The 26077-nt window shown below is 36.3% G+C and carries 24 protein-coding genes; 17 read left to right on the top strand and 7 right to left on the bottom strand.

Going from position 1 to position 26077, the window contains the following annotated elements:
• Positions 1-74: 74 nt before the first annotated feature.
• The 4 genes from HPE63_RS07970 to tatA form a co-directional block, all read right to left on the bottom strand.
• Complete coding sequence (locus HPE63_RS07970; protein WP_188313721.1) at positions 75-245, bottom strand: DUF6747 family protein; 171 nt, start codon at positions 243-245, stop codon at positions 75-77.
• 235 nt (positions 246-480) lie between these two features.
• Complete coding sequence (locus HPE63_RS07965; protein WP_188313720.1) at positions 481-651, bottom strand: DUF6747 family protein; 171 nt, start codon at positions 649-651, stop codon at positions 481-483.
• A 189-nt stretch (positions 652-840) separates the two neighbouring features.
• Positions 841-3321 (bottom strand): OmpA family protein, encoded by a 2481-nt coding sequence (locus HPE63_RS07960; RefSeq protein ID WP_188313719.1) that lies wholly within the window; start codon positions 3319-3321, stop codon positions 841-843.
• Between the two features lie 306 nt (positions 3322-3627).
• Positions 3628-3813: a twin-arginine translocase TatA/TatE family subunit gene (tatA, locus tag HPE63_RS07955; RefSeq protein WP_188313718.1), complete on the bottom strand. Its 186-nt coding sequence runs from the start codon at positions 3811-3813 to the stop codon at positions 3628-3630.
• A 200-nt stretch (positions 3814-4013) separates the two neighbouring features.
• Between tatA and HPE63_RS07950 the strand changes: the two genes are divergently transcribed.
• The 8 genes from HPE63_RS07950 (at position 4014) to HPE63_RS07915 (ending at position 14343) form a co-directional block, all read left to right on the top strand.
• Complete coding sequence (locus tag HPE63_RS07950) at positions 4014-4883, top strand: M23 family metallopeptidase (RefSeq protein WP_188313717.1); 870 nt, start codon at positions 4014-4016, stop codon at positions 4881-4883.
• A gap of 1 nt (position 4884) precedes the next feature.
• Positions 4885-6387, top strand: a complete 1503-nt coding sequence (locus HPE63_RS07945) for a GH3 family domain-containing protein (protein WP_188313716.1) — start codon at positions 4885-4887, stop codon at positions 6385-6387.
• Between the two features lie 72 nt (positions 6388-6459).
• The gene (locus HPE63_RS07940) at positions 6460-8145 is read left to right on the top strand and encodes a DUF6909 family protein (RefSeq protein WP_188313715.1); all 1686 of its coding nucleotides are present in this window, start codon (positions 6460-6462) and stop codon (positions 8143-8145) included.
• Positions 8146-8151: 6 nt separating this feature from the next.
• The gene (locus HPE63_RS07935) at positions 8152-9153 is read left to right on the top strand and encodes a hypothetical protein (protein WP_188313714.1); all 1002 of its coding nucleotides are present in this window, start codon (positions 8152-8154) and stop codon (positions 9151-9153) included.
• Between the two features lie 377 nt (positions 9154-9530).
• The gene (rfbC, locus tag HPE63_RS07930) at positions 9531-10076 is read left to right on the top strand and encodes a dTDP-4-dehydrorhamnose 3,5-epimerase (RefSeq protein WP_188313713.1); all 546 of its coding nucleotides are present in this window, start codon (positions 9531-9533) and stop codon (positions 10074-10076) included.
• An 883-nt stretch (positions 10077-10959) separates the two neighbouring features.
• Positions 10960-12246, top strand: a complete 1287-nt coding sequence (locus HPE63_RS07925; RefSeq protein WP_188313712.1) for a flippase — start codon at positions 10960-10962, stop codon at positions 12244-12246.
• Positions 12247-12250: 4 nt separating this feature from the next.
• Positions 12251-13240, top strand: a complete 990-nt coding sequence (locus HPE63_RS07920) for a nitroreductase family protein (RefSeq protein WP_223198086.1) — start codon at positions 12251-12253, stop codon at positions 13238-13240.
• Positions 13237-14343: a polysaccharide pyruvyl transferase family protein gene (locus tag HPE63_RS07915; RefSeq protein ID WP_188313711.1), complete on the top strand. Its 1107-nt coding sequence runs from the start codon at positions 13237-13239 to the stop codon at positions 14341-14343. The genes HPE63_RS07920 and HPE63_RS07915 overlap by 4 nt, the downstream gene beginning before the upstream one ends.
• Positions 14344-14382: 39 nt before the next feature.
• Here the strand turns inward: HPE63_RS07915 and HPE63_RS07910 are convergent, their stop codons facing one another.
• Positions 14383-15576 (bottom strand): O-antigen ligase family protein, encoded by a 1194-nt coding sequence (locus HPE63_RS07910; RefSeq protein WP_188313710.1) that lies wholly within the window; start codon positions 15574-15576, stop codon positions 14383-14385.
• Between the two features lie 295 nt (positions 15577-15871).
• Between HPE63_RS07910 and HPE63_RS07905 the strand changes: the two genes are divergently transcribed.
• From HPE63_RS07905 to purD, 6 genes are all read left to right on the top strand, one after another.
• On the top strand, positions 15872-17197 hold the full coding sequence (locus tag HPE63_RS07905) for an O-antigen ligase family protein (protein ID WP_188313709.1): 1326 nt from the start codon (positions 15872-15874) through the stop codon (positions 17195-17197).
• Positions 17194-18246, top strand: coding sequence for a glycosyltransferase family 4 protein (locus tag HPE63_RS07900; protein ID WP_188313708.1), 1053 nt, complete (start codon positions 17194-17196; stop codon positions 18244-18246). Before HPE63_RS07905 ends, HPE63_RS07900 begins: the two co-directional genes overlap by 4 nt.
• Positions 18243-18944 carry a WecB/TagA/CpsF family glycosyltransferase gene (locus HPE63_RS07895; protein WP_188313707.1) on the top strand — a complete coding sequence of 234 codons (702 nt, stop codon included), beginning with the start codon at positions 18243-18245 and terminating at the stop codon, positions 18942-18944. Before HPE63_RS07900 ends, HPE63_RS07895 begins: the two co-directional genes overlap by 4 nt.
• Before the next feature lie 116 nt (positions 18945-19060).
• Entirely contained in the window at positions 19061-20140 is a 1080-nt protein-coding gene (locus HPE63_RS07890; RefSeq protein WP_223198094.1) for an MraY family glycosyltransferase, read from the top strand.
• Positions 20141-21121 carry a UDP-glucuronic acid decarboxylase family protein gene (locus tag HPE63_RS07885; protein WP_188313705.1) on the top strand — a complete coding sequence of 327 codons (981 nt, stop codon included), beginning with the start codon at positions 20141-20143 and terminating at the stop codon, positions 21119-21121.
• 41 nt (positions 21122-21162) lie between these two features.
• Positions 21163-22434, top strand: a complete 1272-nt coding sequence (gene purD, locus HPE63_RS07880; RefSeq protein WP_188313704.1) for a phosphoribosylamine--glycine ligase — start codon at positions 21163-21165, stop codon at positions 22432-22434.
• Here purD and HPE63_RS07875 read toward each other — a convergent pair.
• On the bottom strand, positions 22429-22650 hold the full coding sequence (locus HPE63_RS07875; RefSeq protein WP_188313703.1) for a DUF6341 family protein: 222 nt from the start codon (positions 22648-22650) through the stop codon (positions 22429-22431). The two genes, purD and HPE63_RS07875, sit on opposite strands and share 6 nt — an antisense overlap.
• Before the next feature lie 41 nt (positions 22651-22691).
• Between HPE63_RS07875 and HPE63_RS07870 the strand changes: the two genes are divergently transcribed.
• The 3 genes from HPE63_RS07870 to HPE63_RS07860 are packed head-to-tail and all read left to right on the top strand — an operon-like array spanning position 22692 to position 25324.
• The gene (locus HPE63_RS07870; protein ID WP_188313702.1) at positions 22692-23627 is read left to right on the top strand and encodes a DUF6427 family protein; all 936 of its coding nucleotides are present in this window, start codon (positions 22692-22694) and stop codon (positions 23625-23627) included.
• A gap of 36 nt (positions 23628-23663) precedes the next feature.
• On the top strand, positions 23664-24266 hold the full coding sequence (locus HPE63_RS07865) for a DUF4254 domain-containing protein (protein WP_188313701.1): 603 nt from the start codon (positions 23664-23666) through the stop codon (positions 24264-24266).
• 14 nt (positions 24267-24280) lie between these two features.
• The gene (locus HPE63_RS07860) at positions 24281-25324 is read left to right on the top strand and encodes a glycosyltransferase family 9 protein (protein ID WP_223198085.1); all 1044 of its coding nucleotides are present in this window, start codon (positions 24281-24283) and stop codon (positions 25322-25324) included.
• An 11-nt stretch (positions 25325-25335) separates the two neighbouring features.
• On the opposite strand, the gene HPE63_RS07855 is transcribed toward HPE63_RS07860, so the two are convergent.
• A complete protein-coding gene (locus HPE63_RS07855) occupies positions 25336-25953 on the bottom strand; it encodes a TetR/AcrR family transcriptional regulator (RefSeq protein ID WP_188313700.1) in 618 nt (205 codons plus the stop codon).
• Positions 25954-26077: the final 124 nt, after the last annotated feature.

Below are 26077 nucleotides of genomic sequence, written 5' to 3'. Positions count from 1 at the left end.
TTGTTATTGAAAAGCCCTGAAGCAAACTACTTCAGGGCTTTTTAATTCGGCATTGATAGGTATGGAAATTTGTTTCAATCGAAAGCAAATCCAGTAGATACTCTAAATACAAATGCATAAATTACAATTGCCAATAAGGCAAAACAGAGCCATGAAAACACCTTAAAATATCTTTTAATAAACAGATTGCTCCAGTTCTTAAATGCCTCAAAATAAATTTCCTTTAAAAGTAATAGTTTGTTCATACGCCCATGATTTTAATTAATTATAGTGCTAAATTCCCTATTTCAAAGCAGCAAGTAAAAAAAAAGAGATGAACAGCACGCCTTTTCGGATAATGTAGTTTGCCCTGGTTTATGGATTCCATGAAAGGTATTTATATGGGACGAATGGTCAATCTATCTTATTCGTATGGAAGTCCATAAATAAAAAATGCGCCCGATAAAGGACGCATTTAAAAGTATGGTTGGTTTAAAAGATTCAATCGAATGCAAACCCCGTGGAAACCCTAAATGCAAAAGCATAAAGCATTATGATGTAGCTGGCAATGCAAAACCATGAAAAGGCTCTAAAATAGGATTTAACAAAGGCGTGCCCTAAGTTTCTAAAGGCTTCAATGTAAATTTCTTTGATCAATAATACGTTTTTCATCTTGATTGGTTTTAGGTTAAATAAAGATTTTAGGTATTACTTACAACAGATAATCAATTGATTAAGTGCATTTTAGGGTTATTTTTGTTGTCAACCCCTGGTTTAATGTGGTGAAAGTGGAAAAGAGATAAAAAAAACCGCGAATCTACAAAGATTCGCGGTTTTGAATTCATCCTTTGGGATTGGTTTTTACATATCTACGATTATGAATTCCGATCTTCGGTTAAGCAAATGGTTGGCTTCTGTACACCGCACAGTTCCATCACATTCGTTTATCAGTCTATCCTCACCATATCCTATAGCGCTTTGAATCCTATTGGGATCAATTCCTTTTGAGATAATATATTCCTTTGTTGATTTGGCGCGCTTTTCGGACAAGTACTTATTATAAGCCCGTTTACCCCTAGAGTCGGTATGCGACTCGATCTTAATAACCATGGTAGGGTACTCTGTCATGACCTGCACGAGTTTATCAAGTTCTTCAGATGCGTCCTTTCTTATGTATGATTTGTCAAAATCGAAATAGATCATTTCGGTTTTCAATTTTCGTATTCCATCCTCAATAGCGATCATTTCCTTTAATCTTCTTAATGCAACGTCGGTATTTACAACCTCATTGTCTTTGGTTGAAACTTCCACCACCTCATCAAAATAGTCACTTTTTGTGGTTCTAATGATATACTTGGTATCTCCGTCCAAATCCTCGAATAGGAAGTTGCCATCATCATCGGCAACCATTTCTTTCAGTTTAATATTGTTTTCGTCCAGTAAAGTCACCAAAGTTTTTGGCATTAGTTCGCCCGTTACCAATTCAGTGACCGTACCTGCTATGGCATTCAGGTTTTCAGGAACTTCCTCTACTTTCAATCGTTTAAAGGAATAGAGGTCATCATCCCCTTTGCCGCCTTTTCTGTTCGAAGCAAAGAACCCTTTTTGGTTTTGCTCGTTCACGATATAGGAAAAATCATCCTTGTTGCTGTTAATCGGTTGCCCGAGGTTCTTTACCTCTAGAAAACCACCCTCTTCATCAAGGGCAGCCTCGAAAACATCCAATCCGCCAAGACCGACATGACCGTCTGAAGAGAAATATATCTTTTCATTATTGACAAAAGGGAACATTTCCTTTCTTTCGGTATTAATGCCCGGGCCTAGGTTTCTGGGTTCCGAAAATTGACCGCCTTCGAGCACATCAACGACGAAAATATCGGTTTGACCGATACTACCCGGCATGTCCGACACAAAATAGAGTAGTTTGCCATCTGGACTCAATGCAGGGTGCCCCGTGGAATAATCGTCACTGTTGAAGGACACTTCGGTTGCTTCCGTCCATTCCCCGTTGATTTTTTTAGATTGGTATATCTTTAAATGGTTTACCCCTTTTTTGTCCCGTTTCAATTTCTTACCATAGTTGTTACGGGTAAAATACATGGTTTCATTGTCTGGGGAGAAGGTTACCGATGCCTCGTGATACTTTGTGTTAACGGCTTTTGAGAATTTAATGGCATCCTTTAGTTCCTGGGATTCCTCATTCAATTTAGCAACATACAGATCTAAATAGGGCTGATTGTTCCATTTATATTTTCTGGTAGTGAATATCGAAGTGTCATTGGAGGAAGCGTAGACGACTTGCCCGTTATTATGGAACATAGGCGAGAATTCCGAATATTTTGAATTGATGGCCAAGTTGAAAACATCGAAATCTTGTTTTGTACTACGTAGTTCATCCAGGACCACCTCGTTCGCCAATGCCTTATCGGCCAAATTGTCCGTAATGGAGGCGTTAGGATCCTTCATTTTTCTATTGTATAGGCGCATAAGTCGTTTTGCACGGGCATATTTGCCGGTACCCTTTAAAGAATGTGCATATTTAAAGATGTTGTCCGCCGACATTTCTTTCCCATATTTTTCATACAATATGTTATACCAGTGATAGGCTTTTTCCATATTGGTATTAAAATAATGGGCGTCACCCGCTTTTTGGATAATATCGAAAGAATAGTTTTTTTCTCCTTTACTTAAAGCTTGTTCATATAATTCCGCCGCTTCCGCATACCACATTTTGTCAAAGTAGGTATCTGCTTTTTGGATTAACTTGGATTTGTTTCCTGGATTCTTGGAAATGTTATCGTCTGAAGGTTTTTGGCCTTCCAACAAGGCATAGGACACTTCCTCCACGTCTATAGGCTCTTCGGTTTTTTCAAACCCGTCCGAAAAGGCGGCGTTCAAAATCCAGACCTCATCTTTATAGCGATTGTTCAAACTGGTGCTACAGGCTTCAAGTGCAATATTCCAATCGGTATGTTGTTCTAAATACAGATAGTTCATGTTGTTTTCAGGATTATATATATATCCCGGATCAAACCCCATCTTTTTGTATTTTCTTACTGCTTTTTTGGCATTACGACTTTTTCCAAAAACACCTGCAATAATATAGTATCCATCATCCACCTTAGCAAGGTTGGTTAGTTTTCTTTGAGGAATACCTTTGTTGAAGGCAGTTTCTTCAAAAAGAGCTGTTTTTTTTGAAGATGTATTTTCAGCCGTGCTATTAGTTGTGGAGGCGTTACTATATACTTGGGTGACTTCTGATGAAGGGGATGACTGTGCAAATACCCCGATGCAGAAAAAAACCAAGAAGATTATGGTAAGGTTGTTAGTAAGGATTTTCATAGTGGCAAGAACTATAGTTTGTCATTTTTAGATCGGGCCGTGTTCAACGGGTTTAGTGATTCCGTTGAACCTAACTCGAATTAAAGACCGAATCTAGGTGTTATATGGGGTTTGGAATATTTTTTGTTGTGAAAGGGGTGTTTTTTGTCGTGTAATAGCGCTTTTTGTCGATAGGCGCCTGATATGAAGCGGGTTGGTGAGACAATTTAGCGTGGCCAAAGAACAATATACCTAAAGGTATATGGCAGGTTCAGAGACAAAAAAACACCCATAACAGGGTGTTGTAAGCCTATATATTTTGGAAGATTATTTTTCTTTGTTTTCCTCAATCTTGTCTTCTTCCTTGGAAGCATCCTTAAATTCCTTAATACCACTTCCTAGTCCTCGCATTAGTTCTGGAATCTTTTTCCCACCGAATAATAGAAGCACCACCATAACAACGATTGCTATTTGCCATGGACCAATTGCCAAAAATGTAAGTAAAGCTGTCATATTTTATGATTTAATGGAAAACAAAGGTACTAAAAACTTATGAGTCTTCTTAGAATATTAACGTATAGGCTTTTTTTTAATTGTGTGAACTAGAAATCTTGATAATACGTATGTAAAAGTATCGCCATCAAAGGCCAAGAAAACCATAAATTTTAAAAGAACCACTTTAATATTCAATTCTAAGTTTATCTTTGCGTTCAATGGCTAAAAAAGTAAAAAAGAGAAAGGATATCAAAAGAAAGCTTCTGCATAAGTATCGCTTGGTAATACTTAATGAAAGCACTTTTGAAGAAAAAATAAGCTTTAAGTTAAGCCGTTTGAACGTATTCGTAACAGGCTCTCTTTTTATTATTGGATTAATAGGCTTAACCATTTTGTTGATTGCCTTTACGCCCCTACGTGAGTACATACCCGGGTATTCGTCCACAAAACTTAAGAGACAAGCTACCGAATTGACGTATAAAACGGATTCTTTGGTCAATGCCTTGAATTATACCAATAAGTATTTAGATAATATTAGAAAAGTACTAAGAGGGGATATCGAGAATACGGAGATTAACCGGGATTCCTTGTTCGAACAATTTAAACTAGATCCCTCAAGCGTAGATCTTAGTCCAATTAGACAAGATTCCATGTTGCGGGCGGAAGTAGCCTTAGAAGATAAATACAATCTATTCGAAACAAATAGCGATAAGTCCAACCTCGTACTTTTTCCTCCTTTGAGCGGAACTCTTACGGATACATATGATAGGGATAAAAAACATTTTGCCGTTGATGTTGTCGCACCTAAAGATACGCCAATAAAGGCAGTTGCCAATGGTATTGTCATTTTCGCGGAATGGACGGCAGAAACGGGCTATGTGATCATTTTGGAACATAAAGACGGACTTCTAAGCGTATATAAGCACAATGGTTCGTTGAGCAAGTCACAAGGGGATATTGTTAGGGCCGGGGAGGTAATTGCCTCAGTAGGAAATACAGGGGAATTTACGACAGGACCTCATTTACATTTCGAATTATGGGATAATGGTAACCCTGTTAACCCACTTGATTTTATAGATTTTAAATAAGATGTCATTAAAGTCATTCGCAGCTAAAATATTCGCCAGAAACGTTAGTAGAAAAACCGCTAAATGGGTAAACCGTCCGTTGGAAACCCAAGAAGCGGTATTCATGGAATTGATCAGCACGGCACGCACTACACTTTTCGGAAAGGAACACAACTTCGAGGAAATACATAGCCATGGAGATTTTGTAAAAAACGTACCCATACGTGATTATGAAGAGCTTAAAGAATATGTAGAAAAGGTTGTAGCGGGCCAATCGGATATACTTTGGCCCGGAAAACCAATATATTTCGCAAAAACGTCGGGCACTACCTCCGGAGCGAAATACATCCCAATAACAAAGAAGTCTATAAAACATCAGGTAGAAGCCTCTAGGAATGCAATCCTGTCATATATCAACGAAACCGGAAATGCGGATTTTGTGGACGGTAAAATGATATTTCTTCAAGGAAGTCCGGAATTGCAGGAGAAAAACGGAATTAAGTTGGGCAGATTATCGGGGATTTCGGCACATTACGTTCCCAGCTATCTTCAAAAGAACAGATTACCCAGTTGGGAAACCAATTGTATTGCCGACTGGGAAACAAAAGTAGATACCATTGTAGATGAAACCATTGGTGAGAATATGACCGTTATTGCCGGGATTCCCTCGTGGGTTCAAATGTATTTTGAAAAATTGAGCGTCAAAAGCAATAAAAAAATCGGGAATCTGTTCAAGAATTTCCAACTCTTCATTTATGGAGGGGTGAACTATGAACCCTACCGGGACAAATTCGAGAACCTAATAGGCCGAAAAGTGGCAAGTATAGAGCTATTTCCAGCAAGCGAAGGTTTTTTCGCATACCAGGATTCCCAGACCGAAAAGGGAATGTTATTGCTTTTGAATTCCGGGATTTTCTATGAGTTCGTGAAAGCCGATACTTTTTTTGATGATGAAAGGGAGCGGCTTACCCTTAAAGATGTTGAAATAGAGGTCAATTACGTAATGATCATCTCAACCAATGCAGGATTATGGGCCTATAATTTGGGGGATACCGTTCAGTTTATTTCATTGAACCCTTATAAAATAGTTGTATCGGGACGAATAAAACATTTTATTTCGGCCTTTGGTGAACATGTGATCGCCAAGGAAGTGGAAGAAGCAATGCAAGAAGCCGTTGCGGCGACAGATGCGCGAATCAACGAGTTTACAGTTGCCCCACAAATATCTCCAAAGGACGATGGACTCCCCTATCATGAATGGCTGATCGAGTTTGAAAAACTTCCTTCCGATATGGCCAAGTTCATTCAAATCCTCGACACCTCCCTCCAAGAACAGAACAGTTATTATTTTGACTTGATCGATGGCAAAATACTACAGACATTAAAAATACTTCCTATAAAAAAAGGAGGCTTTCAGGCATATATGAAGTCCATAGGAAAGTTGGGGGGGCAAAACAAGGTTCAACGCCTTTCTAATGATCGCAGTGTGGCCGATGCATTGGCTGTTTTTGCTGCCGACTTATAGATCTTCTTTTTAACTTTGGGTTACGGCTGATCAATCATCGATTTAAATTGTAATTTTGCATGAAATTTCAGTATGAACAAAAGCAGGGACACTACTAGGGCACAAGAATCCACTAATGCCATTGAGCGTTTGTATATCACCATGCGGCACCTGTTCAACCGTGGGTTTTATAAACCGATGGGAGTTTCTGGGGAAACCTTACGAAATGCCCTCTTACAGTTAAGGCCAGAGATTTATGGTTCTATAGCTGAGGAAAAAACAGAACTCGATGGACTTGTTTATGTTTTAGAACGGTTACCAGAAGGCATTGAACAATGTAGATTTATTAACCTCACCTCTGATGAAGGGTATGGGAAGGCCCATTTCGCACCCATTATTCCACCCAAAAGAAGAAGAAATTGTTATCGCATCGATGCCGAACAGATGAATATTGAAATTACGAGGGGGCGTTCCGATATTTACGACATCCTTACCCACCTAACCTTTTTGTTCATCGAATCGCATAAAATCTGTAAGCGCGTTCTAATTGAGGATACCGATAAGACGATCCGTGATTGGGGCAAATTAGAGGCTGCCGTTAAAAAGCAGGAACTATCGCGGTCAGATCGTGAAGTAGCTCTGATACATACCGCAAATATCTTAAACCGATCTTTTGAGGAAGTACTTACGTATTATAAGAAATTCGCCACTAAAAAGGAGCCCGAAAAATTTCTTCATATCATCTACTGGATGGGTAAATTGGCTATTGAAGAAGAAGTTACTGGAGATAAGCGGGCCATAACCTTCACTTCGCTATTACGCGAACGGTTGGGACATCATATACATGGGGAACGTTGGGCGAACAGGATAAAAGAGGTTTTGGCAAAAAACGATTTATTATCAAGGCCTATACATATAATCAGTGCCAATATGCACAGTGTCATGAATTCACTTTTCGCAAAAAAGGCTTTGCATAAGGAATACCCCAACAATGGCTCTTTGGATATTTACAAGGCTTTGAGTTCTTCTGAAAACCATTTATTACAAAAGAAAGTAAGTGATATCGCCAAAAAAAACGGTATGATCATCATTAACGATGATTCAGGAACCAATATTGATGTGCAGATCTTTGATTTGGCCAAATTGGGCAAAGATGCCTGTTGTTACGATTTAACAATGGATATTCCAAATGATCAAAAACCAGTTATATTTGTGATGGACTATGCCTTTGGGGAGCAAGCTTATGAAACGATTGATGAACTATTGAAACCATACAAAAGCACTAAGACAGGGGACATTTTCCTTGATGTAGCATCGATTTCAATAATGGGAAAGGCCGGTATTTTGGAAGGAGGCAAGGGAGATTTAATGATTCCGTCGGCCCATATTTTTGAAGGCACATCTGACAATTATCCCTTTAAGAATGAATTATCCGCAAAGGATTTTCAGGGGCACGGACTTGAGGTTTTTGAAGGTGCAATGGTAACTGTTTTGGGAACTTCCCTTCAAAATAGGGATATTTTGAAGTTTTTCCATAAATCCACCTGGAATGTCATCGGCCTGGAGATGGAAGGCGTACATTATCAAAAAGCCATTCAATCGGCTTCAAAGATACGCAAGAGCATTCGCGAGGATGTGAAGGTAAGATATGCCTATTACGCCTCGGATAATCCGCTGGAAACTGGAGGCACCTTGGCTTCCGGAGGATTGGGTACTACTGGGGTGAAACCGACGTATTTGATAACAGATAGGATTTTAGAACAAATATTTAATTCGTAAAGTATAATGAGCAACCAAGTACAACCACAAACCCCACCACCATCCGATGAAATAGATTTGGGACAGTTGTTCCAGATGATAGGAAAAGGACTTAATCGTATTTTCAGGAGTTTCTTAAGATTGTTCCTTTATTTAAAGAAGAATGCCCTTATTCTCCTAGGGCTTGTTATTTTGGGCGGTGCCATAGGATTTGGTTTAAATCAAATCATATCGAAAAAATTAAAGACCGAAGTTATTGTTAAACCTCAGTTGGAGAGCAAAAACTATTTATATGACGTGATCAGTGAAATACAGGCGAATATTAAGGCAAAGGACACGGCATTCTTTGCTATTAATGGTATTGATGTATTCAACTTTGATGGGCTCGGGGTTACTATCGCCCCTATGAATGAAAATAGGGTGAGTAGTGAAAGTGAAATTAAGTATTTGGAATTGCTACAAAGTTTTGAAAACACTGAGGCAATCGCGGATATTGTTAGGGCCGAATTGCAGAATAAAAGCTCTTTTAACCATCGAATCACTTTTTTCTACAAAGATGCGAAGGTTGGACAGCAATTTGCAAAAGGTGTGATGAAGTATATCAACACCAATGAATATTTTGATGGACTGATAACCGTGTATAGGGAAAATGCCACCTCTCGAATAGCTGAAAATAAACAACTTTTAAAGCAAGTGGATGAAATAATTACCGGTTATACCACAAAAATGGCCGAAAAGGATGCTATGGTCGGTAATGATAGAATCGTTTTGGACAATCAGGAAACGGTGAATATTACTGGTTTATTTGATCTTAAGAATAGACTGATCCAGGATATTGAATCCAAAAAAATGGAATTGGAACAACGTACAGAGCCTATAAAAGTTATAAATTTTGGAAAACCACAACAAATCCAAAAAGCTTTTTTTGGAAAGAATATAGTACTGATTCCCTTGATATTTGTTGGCGTGTTCTTCTTGGTTTCATTTTTGAAATATTTGAACAATAAATCAAGCGAAATAATAGTATAAAATATTTGTTACTATCGTAAAGGAAATTATGACCATTAGGTAGCTTAAACTTGAAGACATAGAATTTAAAGAACTTGATTGGCAATAAGCTGACCAGTAGTTTGAATCGCGCTACTACTACGCTGATTTACAGGTCAATTTTGTTTCTTGAAGCAGTCTTCCTAATTTGTTGAGGCAACTTGAAATCAACAGATATTGAAAACCGGATTCATAGAGATAGTAACGTATAATATGGGATTTATCGAAACGGAATAATTATTAAAGCTGGTACAATCCCTATTAAAAATGGTTGCTGAGAATACTTATTACAACTAGAATGAAAATTAATCGCAATATCATATCGAGCGCAGTCAAAGGGTTTTTATAGTTGAGAAAAAATGAAATATATAGAGACCAAACTTAAGGGTTGTTTTATAATTGAACCTTCATTATTCAATGATGATAGAGGGCTGTTTTATGAGTCCTATAAAAAGGTTGAATTTGAAGACCAACTAGGGGAAAGGGTTGATTTTGTTCAAGACAACGTATCGATTTCCAAAAAGGGAGTGTTGCGGGGGTTGCATTTTCAAAATGGGATTCATGCGCAGGCCAAATTGGTACAGGTAATAAAGGGAGAAGCTTTGGACGTGGTTGTCGATTTAAGGAAAAACAGCCCTTCTTATAAGAAACATTTTAAAATAAGACTTTCTGAAAATGATCATAAATTACTTTTTATACCAAAAGGTATGGCTCATGGATTTTTAGCACTTGAAGATAATACGGTATTTGTCTACAAATGCGACAACTACTACGATAAAGCCTCTGAAGCTGGTATAATTTATAATGATATTGATTTAAATATAGATTGGGTAATATCAGCCGATAAGCTAATTCTTTCGAAAAAGGATTTAGTTCTTCCAACAATGAAGGATTTGAACATATAAAATAAATTTTGGTTAATAGTATTCTTTTAAATTGTGAAAATATCCCCAAAAAGCATATAGATCCATATTATTTGTTAAGAATACAAAGGAAGAGGTTATTACGAAATTGAGAATGTCTGGGAAGCATTCCAATGGCGTTATTTAGATTATTGGATATAATTGTATAGTCTATGCAAATGTTGTATTGGCAGAAATTTAGATAAAAAAGGTCTTTGCCTTAAATGACGATGTCGTAATGACGTTTCCTATGGCTTATAAACCAGTTATGTGGACCCAATACAAAATTCTAGTGGAATGGGAATTCGATGAAGGCAAAGGAATGCACTGCATGTCAGAAAGCAGATTCAATTTAATCTATGAATAAGATAGATTCAAACATTAAGGATGGCAATTTTTTAAACAAATATTGGAAAATTAATATTTAGTGGAGTGCTTTTAGGGGAATTCTGATTTTGGAGATGATTTCTATATAACGTTATTGATGAAATCACCGGCCACATTGTTTATTTATTTAATTGTAGGGAAACAGTATGTTAATCTAATGCCATAATTCGGAAGAATATTCAATAACAATTGTCTGGGAGAACTAAGATTATGGAACATGCAACTCTACATGTGGCGAAGTAATCTTGTAGATTAGTTCCTTTGAGAGCACTTATTTTATAGTAATTTGATTAGGACGAGTAAGGTTGTTAGGGACAATAATTATTGTAGTTTTGCCAAATGACCAATATAATGTTTAAAGAACAGTAATAGTTTAGTAGATTGAACATAAACCGATTAATAATATTTAGCACACATCCTGAAGCCATAAAAATTGCACTTTGAGTAAAAGTATTTCAAAAACATTTAGAGTATTTTTAAGCCAAGGTATGTTTGTCCTATGATAAGAAAGAAAAAGGCAATAAAATCACTATCATTACTTTGGGCAGGCTCATTGATTGGCAGTGGAAGTACATTTGTTATTTATACGGTGCTTGCAAGGAAAATTGGACCGGAATCGTTTGGTCTTTTTTCATCTGCCCTAGCTACAATATCTATTTTTTCCCTACTTGCTGGCTTTGGAGTATCAAAAGTGTGGCTTAAACTCTTGGGAAAAGAGGGATGGGAAGGGATCAGATGGATTAAACCTTCTCTTAGTTTCGTTGTATTAACTCTCATCTTTATTACAATTGCTATTTTCTTGCTAACACTATTAGAGTTACACGATGATACTACTAGAAAGCTACTGATTATTCTAATATGCTATATCTATGGCTATATTGGTGTTGAACTGGTATGCTCCAAACTACAATTGGAAGAACGCTATAATCAATTGGCCATTTGGCAACTTCTTCCCAATTTATCAAGATTGCTCATTATATTGGCGTTTTATTATCTTTTGGATATTTCCCTATCAGTTATAAATGTTGGGTACATATATGCGATTATTGGATGTGTCTTTGCCCTTCTAGGAAGCTATCAATTAAATAAAATGAGTATGGGTAAGTTTGCGCTAAAAGGGCATGAACAGACTCAAAGAAAAATAGTGGAGACACCTAAAATCAAAGATGTACTCATAGAAGCATGGCCTTTTGGTTTAGCTAATTTGTTTGCCTTTATTTATGTTCAGAGTGATATAATTATGGTCAAATATATTTCGGGTGATACTGAAACGGGATATTATAATGTGTCTTTTGTAATACTTTCTGCTATTCTTATAATTCCTACTATTTTGTTTGGCAAGTTTTTGATGCCCAAATATCATAGATGGGCGAATCATGATACTGATAGGTTTTACAGGGTCTATAAGCAAAGTAATTTCATCATGCTTGTCACGGGGAGTTTAATTATGATAATAGTACTTTTGTCATCACAATTTTGTATACCAATAATTTTTGGAAGGGAATATATACCTTCAATTGTAATGATGAATATTTTGTCAATTACATTGCCAATTTCCTTTCTTGCCTATAGTGTTGGCGCCACCCTTGTTACAAAGGAACATATGAAATTAAAGGTAAAACTAATGGGAATTATTGCATTTTTAAACATTGTCCTCAATGTTTTTTTAATACCAAATTATGGGGCAAAAGGCGCTGCAATTTCGACCGTAATAAGTAATGTATTGCTTTTAGGCCTATATTACAAAGCAGTAAATAAACAAGTATTTGCTCAACAAAAAAAATAAAGAAATGAATCCTATCTGGAAAGAAGTCAGGCTCCTATTAAGAGGCACTTATCGGATAATTAGTGGCCTTAACGGGTTTGCCTATGATTTTAAGCGATTTCTATTTTATGGTGGCTGGCGGGAAAACTTATCTGATATGGAAATCAGAAATTATAACACTGTTATGGCTTATCATGGTTTAGAAAAAAGTTTAAGTTTTAAAAATCGAAACCCAACTTCCGGCTGGGGTAATGCTGAGCGTGTATTCTTACGCCTTAAAATTGCAAAAATGGCAGGGGATTATGGCTACCATGATAAAGCTGCCAAACAAGTTCTGATGAAATTCTTAAGTCTCCCTGAAAATATTGAATTGGAAAAATCAAGAAAGATGATTTTAGAAATGAATTCTATGGAATTTGATTCGGACGATGTTCATGGTGCAATTCTGTACCCTTTAAGTAACTACAAAATGGGAATTCTTAAACATCCAGAGGATTTTTTCTTATCAAGATACTCGCTTAGGGAATTTAGAGAAGATATTGTACCTCAAGAACAAATTAAAAGGGCATTGAAGCTTGCGATGAAAACTCCATCAGTATGCAATAGACAAGCTTGGCACGTATTTCATTCCAATGATTCCAGCATAATTAAGAAAGCATTAAGTTACCAAAATGGGAATAGGCCTTTTGGAGACAAAATACCAAATTTAATGATTGTCACCACAGATTTAAAAGCATTTTTCGCTGGCTCTGAGCATTATCAACATTGGATTGATGGCGGCCTTCTTTCAATGTCAATAATGTATGCTTTGCATTCGTTGGGGATTGCATCTTGTCCATTAAATTGGAGTCAGACACCGAAAAGGGATAAACAGCTCAGAAAAGCTATTAACATCAGCCCAAATCAAACAGTTATTATGATGATAGCTGCTGGTTATCCAAAGGATGTTAACAAGGTATGTAGCTCAACCAGAAGACCTTTGGAAGAAATATTTAGTAATATAGAATTAAAATGAAAATAGCACTAGTTACAATACATAAGGTTACAAATTATGGTGCAGTTTTGCAGGCTTATGCTACAAAGGTTGCCCTGTCCAAGCACGGGGAGGTGAGTATAATTGATTATCAAAATCGGCACCTAGCACAACATATGGATTTGGTGCGCTTTGAACTATCTGTTCATGGAATAAAAATGTTAGCTCATGATCTATTAAACTTGCCCAACCGTTACAAGTTGCTCTTAAGGTTTAGGAAGTTTATTTCCTCAAATATGAGTTTAACAAATGAATTCAAATCATCAGAACTTCTTGAGGGCAAAGCAGATAATTTTGACATCTATGTATGTGGAAGCGACCAGATATGGAACCCTGGTGTCGTTAGCGCAATACGTAAGCTAGACCCAATTTTTTTTCTTTCTTTCGTAAAAAGTGACTCTAAAAAGTTCTCATTCGCTTCAAGTATTGGCCATCACCAATATTCTGAGGACGAGAAAAAAGAAGTAAGAAAGTTGTTAAAAGATTTTAGCATGATTTCTGTTCGGGAAAAAGATGGACAAATAAAGCTACAGGAAATATTACCTGAAAAAGATGTATATCACGTAGTTGACCCAACATTATTGTTGTCTAAAAAAGAATGGTATGATAGTTTTAATATAAAAGAAGAGGAGCCAAATGAGAACTATATTTTGGTGTATTCTGTGCCAAGAACGACCTTAATTAAAAAGGCAATTGAATTCTTTGCAAAGAAACTAGACATGAAAATCGTGGCAATTGACAGAATGTTGTTGCCCATCACAAAAATAGATATGCATGTTAGAGACGCCGGTCCAAATGAGTTCATTCACTTATACGCAAATGCTAGTTTTGTTATAACCGATTCTTTTCATGGAACCTGTTTTGCAGTTAATTTTGAAAAACCATTTGCTTGTATTTCTGCTAATGAGAAAGCCAATAGACAAGAAAGTCTTTTGGAATTATTAGGATTAAGGGAACGGATTATGTACAAAGAGAACGATTTTAACACCTTGCCGTCTTTAGTGGATTATGTAAGCGTAACCAGGAAACTGGAAATAATTAGAAATGCATCTTTACAATATATAGCCGCTGCTGTGGATAAGTAGAGAATCAAAGCATCATTACAAATCATGTTTAATCCCGATTTACATGACATCAAGATTCCATTGAGGTTGTTTTAGATACATCAGACTAAACAATAGCCCAATGAATACAGCAGACATGCCCGCTCCAAAAACATGTCCCACTATTGTAGAAATAATCATTAGTATAGCCACCATTAAAAGAACCAGACTTGCGAATGGACGGTCACTTGTTATTGAAAATCGTTTAGCTTGGACAATTACATAAATTAACATTATGATAAAAAGTATAATTCCTAAGAATCCGTATGCAAAAAAAATATCGATAATGTCCATTTCAACAACTTTATGCCCATTCAGATATTCATATTTTGTTTGCCCAACACCTATTAGCTTTTCAAGTATATTATAGTCCTTCCAATAAGTCTCGAATGAATTTTGCAAGTAGGTGTTTCTGCTTGATAATATAAAGGTCCAGAAATCAAATTTGTCATAAAAATATTGTATTCTTAAAATCAAAGCCGAATTTTGTATGAATTTCCAAGAAGCAAAAAAAACAATAGGTAAAAAAACAACTAAAGATGCAACCAATGCGATTAGCTTTTTTGGGTTAAATGCTTTTTTGTAAAAAGGAATTGCAAAAAAGATTAGTATAATACCCAATATTGCTGTTTTAGAACTTATGGTTAATCCTGCTAGTAAATTAAGAATCAAAAAGAGATAATACGATTTCTTTTTCCCGTTTAACCACAATTTAAAGCCTAGAATAGAACTTAAAATAATAAGTAATGCAGAAAGTTCATTGCCAGCAAAAAAGAAACCCTTACTTCCTATATTACCATGTTCATAGGAGGGATAGCCAAGGCCTACGTACTTCAAAAAAATATTTATTACTAGGACCGTAAATGAAAACCGCACCAGCTGCATCAACTTGCGGTTAGCATAATCATTACTATTTTCAATGAATTCAACAAAAAATAGAAAACAGAAAAAAGGAGTAAGATATTTTGTTATTTTGATAATATCTTTAAATAGAAAAGAACTTTGATCGTCTGTTAGGAGTTGAGAGATGGATGGGGTTAATAAGAGTAATCCGATTAGTAAAGAAGTAATTAATAATTTTGGCTTAAAAAAAAACCTAATAAAGAGAAAAACAAGGATGAAAAATTTATAAAATTGTCCAAGACTAATAGGTAAATCAACGTTATTCTTTAACAATATCCCATTTACCATATCCACAGGTAAAAGAGCGAACATGAGAAGAATTATAAAACTGTCTATGTAGCTTAACTTTAGCATTAATAAAGGGTAAGATAATTACTTAGAAGGCTAAAAATACCATTTTATTCTTAGTTTCAATGGTTCTTTTGTAAACAGCCTAATCAAGAATATGGTAATTCAATATAGCTTAAATATGTTCAATAAATCTTAGAAGATGGTTTGCCAAAACGCAAAATATTTTCATTGGTTTAAACGAAGGTGTGGATATTAAACAATAGCTTTAAAAAGTAGAATTTAATCGTGTTATTTAAAAACCAAATTGCAAAGGAGCATGAATGGAAAATTTTTCTCAATTGTTAAAAAAAATAGACCAATAATCGGTTGGCAACTGTTTTTGAGAAGTAGTTTTTTCCTTTTTTCATTTTTCCTTCCACTAAATACTAGATTAAGTAATGCCTTTTTAATTGTATCCATGGTATTAGCTGTGATCTTTTTACATCAAAATCCGAATGCTAGAAACTTAGGTGTTCAAAAGAAAATGCTCATTTATTCTGTACTGCCTTTCTTTTTACTACATATAATGGGGCTTCTTTATACCAGTTATTTGGAAGACGGTTATCGGTATTTAGAGAAGACCATTTCTTTTTTACTAGTGCCAATTATTTTTCTGTTCTTTCGTAGGGAGCAACTATTGCAGATTTTGTCAGTACTTTTAAAAGGACTTTTATGCGGCTCAGTTATTTCTGTGCTGGTACTTGTGGGACTAAACCTGTCCAACTATTTTTTAAATCGAGAGACTTATTATATCAGCAGGGATTTATTTGACTATTACCATACCTATCAATATTATACTAAACCATTAAACCAGCACCCTACTTATTTAGGATTATATTATTTAACCAGTCTTATTTTCATGAATGAAATACTTCAAAGGATTTGGATTAAAATTACTTTAGTGATAGTATTTCTTATTGGTTTTCTATTTCTAAATTCCCGTATTATTTTTTTAGTAATACTATTATCTATGATACTATTTGTTCTTATATGGGGATACAGATTGCTAAAGATTAAAAAATATAAACTGCTATTAATGTATATCTTAGGCCTCGGTATTTTTCTTTTTACCACATTAAAGTTTATCTCCGGCACCTATATTGGTTATAGGATTAAGAATATATACAAGTTCGAAATTTCTACGGAAAATGAGGAAAAGTTTAATTCCAAAGCGAAATCCAACCCTAGAATGTCAAGATGGATTTCTTCATTGAAACTGGTAGAGGAACGCCCTTTATTTGGATATGGAATTGCAGACGAATATCCAAATTTAAAAATACAGTTTGAGAAAGATAAAATGTATGTTGCTTCAAAAATGGGATATAATGCACACAACCAGTTTATTGGCTATGCTATAAGATTTGGAATGGTAGGTGTTTTTTTACTTTGTTTTTTCTTTCTTATTAATGCAAAACTTGCTCTGACCATTAAAAATTATCGCTATTTTGTATTAATCCTAATAGTTTTTTGTGTTGCTATGGTCGAAAATTTCTTTGATAGAAATTACGGCATCACTTTTAGTGCTGTATTTTTCACCTTGTTTTCATATATCGGTTTCCAAACTCTTAAATCCAATATTGAAAACCAAAAATTGAATTCATGAAATTATACCTTGTTTCTAATATGTACCCATCGGCAAAAAATGTCAGGTACGGTATTTTTGTTAAAAGATTCAGGGAAGCCATTGAGAAGGATTATGATATTACGGAAATCGTTTTAACTAAGAAAAAAAGTTTAATAGCTAAAGGGTTAGGCTATTTTATCCTATACCTAAAGGTGATAAAACTATGGTTTATAGTCAAGGAAAAAGATATCGTATATGTGCATTTTCCGCTTTATTTTTCTCCAGTACTACTGCCACTTACTTGGAAAAAAACAACTCTTGTCTTAAATTTTCATGGAAGTGATGCGATTTTTGAAACCCCATTAAAGCGAGTTTTGGCAACTGCACTTAAGCCAATATTAAGCCGAAGCAACATAGTTGTTCCTTCGGCCTTTTTCCAAAAGGAAATTCAAGATGTTTTTAATTCAACAATCAAATCTATATTTGTTTATCCTTCGGGTGGCGTAAATGGGAAAATCTTTTATCCTAAAAAAACTGCTTCCAAAACGTTTGTTTTTGGCTTTGTATCTAATTTTATTGAAACAAAGGGATGGTCAGTATTTTTAAATGCACTTATTATGTTAAAAGCCTCTGATAAGATCACGAGATTCGAAGCCATTATGGTTGGAGATGGTACCGATTTAGAGAAAATCAGAGAGCAAATTAAAAGTAAAGAGTTACCCGTTATGCTTATCAAAAGTGTAAAGCAAGACCAGCTTGTAGATATTTATAGAAGATTTAATGTATTTGTATTCCCCACATATAGAGAGAGCTTAGGACTTGTTGGCATAGAGGCTATGATGTGTGGCATTCCCGTAATCGCAAGCAGGGTCCAAGGACCTATGGATTATATGGAACAGGGATATAATGGGTATTTGTTTAATATGGGAGACAGTAAAGATTTGGCGGAAAAAATGATGAAATTTTATAGACTCTCAGAGGAGGAAAAAGAAAAAATGAGCTTGCATTGTCTGGAGACCTCTAAAAAATATGATAATATAAAAGTTAAAAAAGAGCTGCTAACATGGCTGAAAACTATTAACTTATGACACAGATAGAAAGTGAGTCTATTAATAAAAAAAGGGTTTTTGCATTCAAAAGCAAAGAGCAATTTTTAGCTTATATAAATCTGAAAAAAGGATTACTGATAGCGCTTAACGCTGAAAAATTAAATAAATCGGATTCAAGATTAAATAAGATTATTAATGATAATATAGGTTATCCTGATGGTATTGGGGCTGTATTGGCATTAAGGAGAAAAGGGCTTGAATCAATAAAAATACCAGGAGCAGAATTCTGGTTAGATATTATATCCACTTTTTATAAAACCAAATCTTTTTATTTATTAGGCGCTTCACAACCGGTAATTGATGCAACGGTTAATAAGCTAAAACGTGAATTTCAAAATATTGATATTAAGGGTTTTAGAAACGGGTATATCAAAGATGGGGATGAAACAACAATATTGAAAGAGCTCAAAGAAAAAAAACCAGATTTTGTTTTTGTTGCTATGGGAAGTCCAAAGCAGGAATTTCTAATGACTGAATTTCTACATCATTACCCAGCTTTATATATGGGTTTGGGCGGAAGTTTTGATGTTTATTCAGGAGCGAAAAGTAGGGCCCCAAAAATATTCATTGGTTTGGGGCTTGAGTGGTTATATAGATTATTAAAAGAACCTACAAGAATATCCAGACAATTAAATTTAATTAAGTTCTTTTTTAAAATTATCTTTGGAAGGATATAAATGAACATAAACGGTTGTACTTTCTTGAAACAGCAATAGTATTATTCATAGGAGCTTTCCTTCTTACATACTTGACCATACCAAAAATAATTAATGTGGTTGAGTATAAGCGGTTAATGGACAAACCGAACCAAAGAAGTTCCCATACCTCCAGAACGCCAACATTAGGTGGCATTGCTTTTTTCTATACTCTGGTTTTCGCTCTTTTTTTTATTAGGGGGAGAGATGCTTTTGATGAGGCGATTTACATTATACCTGGCCTTACCATACTTTTTATTGTGGGATTAAAGGACGATTTGGTGGTGATATCACCAGGGGCGAAATTAATAGCCCAAGTTTTTGCAATTGCCTTTATTTTGAGCAATCCCAGTTTCACTATAGGCTCGCTTAACGGTTTTTTGAACATCAATGAAATACCGTATTATCTGTATTTGATTATTGGTGGCTTCATGATGCTAACTATCATTAATTCTTATAACTTAATTGATGGCATAGACGGGTTGGCATCAGTTGTGGGTATTGTCATTTTGGTAATTTATACAACTATTTTTTATTTGACGGAAGAGTATTTTTTTGCATTAATAAGTATTACTATGAATGCAAGTCTTATTGCCTTTTTGGGTTTTAATCTTTCCTCGGAAAAAAAGATTTTTATGGGGGACACTGGATCATTGATTGTAGGTTTCATTATAAGTATTTTAACTCTAAAATTTTTGGCATTAAAACCCCATGTTTATACAGATTTACCTTTTTTACTTGAAAATGCTCCATTAATTGCTATAAGTATATTAATAGTTCCTCTTTTTGATACAGCAAGAGTATTCGCTATACGAATTGCGAACAAAAAAGCGCCGTTTTCACCAGACCGCAACCATACACATCATGTGCTTATCGATTACTGGGGACTAAGTCATAAACAAGCAAGCTTTATTATTGGATGTTTTAATTTGCTTTTTGTTATGCTCTTTATTGTATTGGGTAGTACGGCAAAAAATTTGGGTATGGTTATTATGTTGGTCTCAGTGGTTGTACTTTTGAGTTATATTTTTTTTAAATACAACTACAATATCACCACCTTGAAGCAAAAAATAATGCTTAAACGAAGGGTTGACAAGATTAAGGCTAAAGTGGAGAGCAAAAATGACACACGGAAGAACAAGAAAAAAGTCGATCAAGACACAAAAGCGAAAGAGTAAATGAAAAAAGTATTAATAACAGGTGCCGCAGGATTTTTAGGATCCCATTTATGCGATAGGTTCATCAAGGAAGGTTTTCATGTAATCGGCATGGATAACTTGATTACCGGTACCCTTAAAAACATAGAACATCTTTTTCCTTTAGAGCAGTTTGAGTTCTATCACCATGATGTGACCAAGTTTGTACATATCCCTGGAAAGTTGCATTATATCCTGCATTTCGCCTCCCCCGCCAGTCCCATCGACTATTTGAAAATCCCTATCGAAACCTTAAAGGTCGGTTCCTTGGGCACTTTGAATCTATTAGGGGTAGCCAAAGAAAAAAAAGCCCGGATTTTAGTCGCCTCAACGTCAGAGGTCTACGGGGATCCTTTAGTTCATCCCCAAAATGAAGATTATTTTGGCAACGTAAGCCCTATAGGCCCACGTGGCGTGTATGACGAGGCAAAACGTTTTATGGAATCCATTACCATGGCCTATCATCGTTTTCATAATGTGGATACCCGTATCGTTAGGATTTTTAACACTTACGGATCAAGAATGCGATTAAATGATGGTAGGGTTGTGCCTGCTTTCATGGGCCAGGCGTTGAGGGGTGAGGATCTGACCGTTTTTGGGGATGGTTCCCAAACACGATCATTTTGCTATATCGATGATCAGGTTGAAGGGATTTATCGCCTACTCATGAGCGATTATACCAATCCTATTAATATTGGTAATCCGCACGAAACTACCATACTGGAATTCGCCCAGGAAATTATAAGATTGACCGGTACCGATCAGAAAATCATTTATAAACCGCTGCCCAAAGATGACCCCACGCAACGGCAACCGGATATAACAAGGGCTAAGGAAATTTTAGGCTGGGAACCTAAGGTAGGTAGGGCGGAAGGCCTAAAAAAAGTTTTTAATTATTTTAAGTCGCTTACTCCAGAAGAGCTGCACGACAAAGAACATAGGGATTTTTCAGGTATTGCATAGATTATTACAGGGCAAGCTGTATTTTTACGCAAACTTTTATTATGGATATTCTTATTCTTGGGTCTGGAGGCCGTGAACATGCCATCGCATGGAAATTAAAGCAAAGCCCTAAACTTAAAAATCTTTTTATTGCTCCTGGAAATGCGGGAACCGCGACCATCGGCACGAATATACCCATTGGTGTAAATGATTTCAAAGAGATCAAGAAAACGGTACTTTCCAACGCCTTGGATATGGTGGTTGTTGGTCCCGAAGATCCATTGGTGAATGGCATCCATGATTTTTTTCTTAATGATCCCGAACTTAAGCATATTCCGGTTATAGGCCCGCAAAAGGCTGCTGCCACCTTGGAAGGGAGCAAGGAATTTGCCAAGGAATTCCTGTTCAGGCATAATATCCCAACGGCTGCTTATCAAAGTTTTACTGTAGACAAATTAGAGGAGGGGTACGCTTTTCTAGACACACTTACACCGCCTTATGTTCTAAAGGCCGACGGATTAGCGGCTGGCAAAGGGGTCGTGATCTTAAATAATCTGCAGGAAGCCAAGGAGGAACTTAAAAATATGCTGGTCGGCAGTAAATTTGGGGATGCGAGTTCCAAGGTCGTCATCGAGGAGTTTTTAGCGGGAATTGAATTGAGTGTTTTTGTGCTTACCGACGGCAAGGGGTATAAAGTTTTGCCTACGGCCAAGGACTATAAACGAATTGGTGAAGGGGACACCGGTTTGAATACAGGGGGTATGGGGGCCATATCACCGGTTCCTTTCGCAGATAAGGTTTTTATGGATAAGATACATGAGCGCATCGTGAAACCGACGGTAGAGGGCCTTAAAAAAGATAACCTACCTTATAAAGGGTTTATATTCATCGGATTGATTAAAGTGGGGGATGATCCTTATGTAATTGAGTACAACGTGAGAATGGGAGACCCGGAGACCGAAGTGGTGATTCCGAGGATAAAAACCGATTTAGTCACCATTTTTCAAGCCGTAGCCAATCAAACACTGGATGCCATAGACCTTGAACTGGATGACCGCACGGCCTCAACAGTCATGCTGGTTTCAGGAGGCTATCCTGGTGCCTATGAAAAGGGAAAAGTCATTAGCGGTTATGAAAACTTTGCGGATTCAATCGTGTTTCATGCCGGTACGGACTATAAAAACGGGAATGTAGTAACCAATGGGGGCAGGGTTATGGCAATCACCTCCTACGGAAATGATTTTAAGGAAGCTTTACAAACATCTTATCAAAATATCAAGAAGATACATTTTGATATGATGAACTTTCGTAAGGATATCGGGTTTGACTTATAAATACGAATGGGAAGTAATCGATTTGTCTTCCTCCCCACTATCATTGTACTTTTTAAGCTGAAGCATCCAATATACAAATGCAATGGAACATAACGCAAAGAAAATCCAGTTCACCGTATTGGCTACCCACCAGTTTTCCATAAACCTAAAAAAGTCGTAGGGCCAGAAAAGTCCATTTACGAATAAATCCTGTATGCCTTCAAAAAATGCCTTCATCTAATTAGTATATTTACGAAGCAAAAATATAAAAACCCGAGATGATTACAAGCATTTTTGGCAAAACTAAACCCATTAACTACATAATTGTACTCACTTTTTTGTTTTTGTTCTACTGGGGGGTACATTTTTCGCTTTACGATAGGGTTTATGAGCCAGAGGAATTATTAGGGCAAACCTTCATTTTAGGGCTTCTACTTTTTTCTGTTTTTATTGTCAACTTTGTTGTAAAAAGAAATAAGATAACCTTGGCAAATTCATATGCCATTTTATTTTATGCACTCCTATTGGTTGTTTTTCCGGAAACGTTGACCGATAATATGGCCATCCTAAGCAATTTCTTTGTTCTGTTGGCCATAAGAAGGTTAATTAGTATGCGTTCCTTGAAAAAATTAAAAATCAAGATTTTCGACGCATCGATTTGGATTATGTTTGCCAGTCTTTTTTATGATTGGGCCATTCTATTCCTGCTTGTGGTCTTCATTGCGATATATATCTATGAGCCTAAGAATTTTAAAAATTGGCTAGCCCCTATTGCAGCTATTTTTGCGGTACTCATGATAAGTTCCGCTTACCTGGTATTGACCGATAACCTCGAATTCCTTTTTACCCATTATCAGTTTTCTATACAGTTCGATGTGGGGTATTACTTAAATTGGGCAAGCAGTTCCAAACTTATCATCTACATGCTGCTTTTGTTTATTTTGACTATTATGGCCTTTATTAAACTCGGTAATTCAGGTATTGGAAAAATAGTGACAACTCGACTAATTGTATTTTCCTTGATCATTGGGTTGATCTTGAATGTATTGATTTCTTCAGAGGACCTCCATCCCATTCTCCTCACTTTTTTCCCTGCCTCTGTGTTGATGACAAGTTATGTTGAGTCGATCAAGCGTGATAATATTAAGGAAATAGTATTGATATTCTCAATTTTGATTCCCTTTGCCGTCTTCTTGTCCATCATTATTTTATAGGAAATAAAGGGTATCTTTACAAAAAATAAAAGTTAGATGTTCAGTTCTTTTGCCAATCGTATTTTTAAGGAGTGTATTTTAAAATACCATAAAATCGATACCGTAGACCAACCTTTTGAAAACCCATATCCAAAAGATGATATAGCCCATTTGTTATATCGTAAGAATTGGATCGATACGGTACAATGGCATTACGAAGACATTATTCGAGACCCGAATATAGATCCGATCGCCGCCCTGGATCTAAAAAGAAAGATCGATGCGAGCAATCAGGATAGGACCGATTTGGTGGAGTACATCGATAGTTATTTCCTTAAAAAATACCAATCGGTTGAAATTAAGGAAAACGCTACGATTAATACAGAGAGCCCGGCTTGGGCCATTGACCGATTGTCTATTTTGGCGCTAAAGATCTATCATATGCAAGAAGAGGCCGATCGCAGGGATGCCTCAAAAGACCATATTGAAAAGTGCCGTCAAAAATTGGATGTGCTCTTGGAACAACGAAAGGATTTATCCACTGCCATAGACCAATTATTGAGCGATATTGAAACCGGGAACAAGTACATGAAGGTTTATAAGCAAATGAAAATGTACAACGATGACGAGCTCAACCCGATACTCCGCGGGCAAAAATAATCTTCTTGTTTTTTATGAAAACTAAGAGCAAACACCTATTGGTAATCAGATTATCTGCCATGGGTGATGTTGCCATGACGGTTCCGGTCCTGAAATCGCTGCTGGAGGCCTATCCTGAACTTAGGGTCACTGTTTTGACCAGAGGCTTTTTTGCACCAATCTTCGATGGATTGGAAAATGTATCGGTTCATGTTGCCGATGTCTCCGAAAAACACAAAGGGATTTATGGAATTTGGAAGCTCTATCGCGAACTTCGAACACTGAAATTTCATGCCGTTGCCGATTTGCACAACGTATTGCGTAGTAATATCCTCAAACCGTTTTTCCGTTTGGGCGGTACTCCGTTTGTGCAAATTGATAAAGGAAGAAAAGAGAAAAAGGCATTGACGGCCCCAAAAGGCAAGGTTTTCTCACAACTTAAAAGCACCCACCAACGTTATGCGGATGTTTTTACCCAATTAGGATATCCTTTTACACTTCCCAATACGAACTTCTTAGGGAAAAGAAAAATGACGGCTAAGACCTTGGAAATTATTGGAAGCAATTCGAAGAAATGGGTGGGTGTAGCCCCTTTTGCCGCGTATTCCGGTAAAATGTACCCCTTGGATTTAATGGAAAAAGTAGTAAGCGAACTAAATAAAACCAATCAGTATAAAATATGTATGCTTGGGGGTGGTCAAAAAGAAAAAGAACTATTGGAAATCTGGGAATCTAGATATAATAATTGTCTTTCCCTTATCGGCAAACTTTCATTCGAAGAGGAGATAGCATTGATTTCCAATTTGGACCTAATGCTTTCCATGGACAGTGGTAATGCCCACTTGGCGGCCCTATTTGGGATACCCACGGTAACCCTTTGGGGGGTGACCCATCCGTATGCAGGGTTTTATCCCTATGGGCAAGATGCAGACAATGCTTTTTTATCCGACAGAAAAACTTATCCCTTGATACCCACTTCCATCTATGGGAATAAAGTGCCCCAAGGCTATGAAAATGTAATGGCCACCATAGACCCGGATAAAGTTCTTAAAAAAGTTACTCTTCTATTGAACGCCTAATCGCTTATGGGCTATAGTGTCGGTTGTTTTACCTCTATCGATTTAAAGTATTGTTTAAGTTGTGCCATGAATCTGTATTTTCGCGCACTGGGAGAATTTTCTACCATAAGGGTACGAACGCCAATGTACGAACTCATTAAGAACAGTGCTACGCCCTCAGCATCAACATGCCGATCAATATGTCCGTTGAATTTTCCTTTTTGGATAGCCGATACCAAGTTCACTTCCCAGATTTTAAGAATGTCGTTCAAGTGTTTCATGATTCTTTCATTCTTACCATTGAATTCATTCAGGAAGTTGTTTAAGACAAATCCACAATCCATCTCATTATGAACAGCGGTTTCCAATGCATTCTCAAAACAATTGGTAATTAAAAATAAGGCATTATCATGTCCTTCTATAGGCTCAATGAGCATACTATATACTCTGCGCACCAATAAATTTTCGATAATTTGGATAAAGTAATCCTCCTTCGAATCAAAATGATAATAGAACGCGCCTTTAGAAAGCGATAGCTCTTTTAAAATGTCATCAACACTGGTATTGTAATAGCCATTTTTGTAAAACAATTCCAAGCCTGTTACTTGCATTCGTTGCATGGTTGCCATGCGTTTTAGGTTCTTATCCATAAGATTGGGTTTAATGGTTAAATAGACCGTTGAGTCTATACAAAGAACCTCCAACCTTAAGTTATGCACAGTAAATTAGGACGTGGCAAGGGAAAAAATCGTTAAAATGCAGAAATCCCGATGT

This window comes from Maribacter arenosus (genome assembly GCF_014610845.1).
GTDB classification, from domain to species: domain Bacteria; phylum Bacteroidota; class Bacteroidia; order Flavobacteriales; family Flavobacteriaceae; genus Maribacter_A; species Maribacter_A arenosus.
Note: the sequence above shows the minus strand (reverse complement) of the source record. Positions and strands in the feature narration are given on the sequence as shown.